General features: G+C 43.8%; 1 pseudogene. It reads left to right on the top strand.

Annotated elements, in window-relative coordinates:
- Positions 1-144: 144 nt before the first annotated feature.
- A pseudogene (locus R7O13_RS25140) lies at positions 145-906 on the top strand (Hpt domain-containing protein); the annotation flags it as partial.

The following is a 906-nucleotide window of genomic DNA, read 5'->3' as shown; positions in this document are numbered from 1 at the left end:
CCGCCAAACTTGAAAGATCAGTTAAGTCGTAACTAATTCTTATGAAGAGAGCCCTAGGCTCTCTTTTTTTATGTGAAGCAAGCACTGCCAGAGCTCAGAACATGGTATATGCTTGTAATTAATGGATTATATGAGGACTGAGCGTTGCATCAATTAAGAGCAGGGATTAAGCGGATTATTTGGTTCTTATTCATTTTGTGGTGTGTATTTTCTGCGACTCTTTGGTTTCAGGCAAAGCAGACGATGCAAACGCTTTCCACATTGAATGAACTCGGCAGTAAAGTTGAGGAAGTACGTAACTTCTTTAATTTTGAGTTGCCGTATCGAGTTAAGCATGTCGATCAAGTCTCACTCAAACTTCAGCTTGTGTACGCGGTTCGTCTTCAATTAGAAAGTGAGGTCTCTGATGCGAATGGGCCAGACGTCACGCAATTGCTTTATTCAACTGACCGATTTTTGGAAAGTGCACGCGCTTTTATTGGCAGTGATGGTGAGTTGGTATCGTTGGCGGAGCAACTGCACACCAGCCGAGGTGCGGAAAACAACTCGCAGCAAATTGAAAACATGTATTACCGCTTGGGAGCCTTGGTTCTTGAATCGATTTTTAGCGATTCCAACACCAATACGGATACCTATCGCGAACTGGATTTACTGTTCATCGAATCGGATTCACTTTCGACAGGGGAGCGTTCTGCATTTCAACGTCGACTCGCACAAACCTCAAGTGTTCTTGCGGCGAATGCACAGGGCAGTTATTTGGCGAATCAGTTATTAAAGCCAGATTTTCCTAATCAGTTGGTGTCGATGAAGGCTACGCTCGAACAAAAACTGGTTTCTTTCATCTTTTGGCTCATTGTCGTGAGCGGTTGTCTGTTGGCGTTGGTTTCATGGGCTGTTTTCTCTAAA

The organism is Vibrio sp. Y176, from assembly GCF_033438945.1.
This window is presented reverse-complemented; position numbering and strand designations above follow the sequence as displayed.